Origin of the sequence: Bradyrhizobium sp. WSM3983 (genome assembly GCF_000473045.1) — a bacterium.
In the GTDB taxonomy this organism is placed as follows: domain Bacteria; phylum Pseudomonadota; class Alphaproteobacteria; order Rhizobiales; family Xanthobacteraceae; genus Bradyrhizobium.
The window spans coordinates 1-1,748 of record NZ_AXAY01000072.1 but is presented as its reverse complement, the minus strand read 5'-3'; the positions used below and the strand labels follow the sequence as shown (position 1 = coordinate 1,748).

Annotated in this window: 1 protein-coding gene; it reads left to right on the top strand. The window is 55.3% G+C overall.

The window, feature by feature from the left end; all coding sequences use genetic code 11:
• Positions 1-1,748, top strand: a 1,748-nt coding sequence (locus tag YUA_RS0140720) for a DPP IV N-terminal domain-containing protein (protein WP_027535765.1), incomplete at both ends; no start/stop codon positions are given.

Genomic DNA, 1,748 nt, shown 5'->3' with positions numbered 1-1,748 from the left:
GCAGCGCTGAAAAGGGCGAGCCACAAGAACTATAATCCCGAGGATCTTCCCTTCGACCAATTCGAGCTGACCGACAAGGGTAGCAAGATTACCTTCAACATCGAGCATACGCGTTGGAGCTGCGATCTTGTAAGCTATGCCTGCACGGACCGCGCCATGCATCCGGTCACCTTCCACCAGAGCCCCTACGACGACACGCCGCCGGCAGAGAACGATCCAGACAGGACAAGCGCATCACCTGACGGCAAATGGCTGGCCTACACTAGAAACTACAATATCTACCTGCGCAGTCGGGATGACTTGCAAGACTTCCCGTTGACCTGGGACGGATCTGAAGGCAATTATTATGCTCTCTCCACGCTGAGATGGTCCCCAGCCTCAACTCACCTGGCAGCCTACCGAGTTCGTCCAGGCGACAAACGAGAGGTCTATTACCTCGAGTCATCACCGGCGAACCAGCTTCAACCCCGACATTCGACGATGGCGTATCCGAAACCGGGTGATGCCCTGGCGCTGTTCCAGCCCGTGCTATTTGACGTCACCAGCCGACGCGCGATCGCAATCGATAATGCCGAGTTCCAAAATGCGTACGGTCTTTCTGCAATCCAATGGTGGAAGGACGGTCGGGGCTTCACCTTCGAATATAATCAACGTGGGCACCAGCTCTATCGTCTGTTGGAGGTCGAGGCCGCCACAGGCCGAGTGCGGTCGCTGGTTGATGAGGCGAGCAAGACCTTCGTCGACTACCAGCCTTTAGTGATGAACCAGCTTAATGGTGGAAAAAGGTTCCGCTACGACGTCGATGATGGAAAGGAGATCATCTGGACCTCGGAGCGCGATGGTTACGAGCATCTCTATTTGTTCAACGGTCGGGCAGGCGAGCTCAAAAATCAGATCACCAGAGGAGAGTGGGTGGTCCGCGCGGTGTATCATGTCGATCCGATCAAGCGTCAGATCTGGTTCGGCGCCAGCGGAATGAACCCTGGCGAGGATCCGTATTTCGTCCATGCTTACCGCATTGACTTTGATGGGAAGGGACTTACGGCGCTCACGCCTGAGCTGGCCAATCATTACATTAAGTTCTCGCCTAACGGTCGCTACTATGTCGACCTGTGGTCACGCATCGACGTGCCGCCGCGTATGGTGCTTTACCGTGCTGGCGATAATACCGAACTGATGCAGGTTGAGAGCGCCGAGATTTCGGAACTCATTGCCGCTGGGTGGCAGCCGCCACTCAGCTTCCATGCCAAAGGGCGCGACGGCAAGACCGATATATGGGGCGTCATTCATCTGCCGCTTAATTTCGATCGAAACAAAAGATATCGAGTGGTGGAGGATATCTATGCAGGCCCGACTGGGTCCTTCGTTCCCAAGTCCTTCTCGACCTCGATCGAGCCGCTAACACAGATCGGGTTTATCGTTGTTCAGATCGATGGAATGGGTACGAACCATCGCTCGCGCTCTTTCCACGACATTGCTTGGAAAAATCTGAAGGACGCGGGCTTTCCCGACCGGATCCTTTGGCACAAGGCGGCGAGCGCGAAGTATTCCTGGTATGATATCTCCAATGTCGGCATTTTTGGCACGTCCGCCGGTGGCCAGAACGCGGTGAGCGCGTTAATCTTCCATCCTGATTTTTATAAGGTCGCGGTCGCAAACAGTGGCTGCTACGACAACCGGCTGGACAAGATCTGGTGGAACGAACAGTGGATGGGGTGGCCGGTCGGCATCGAATATTCGCAATCCTC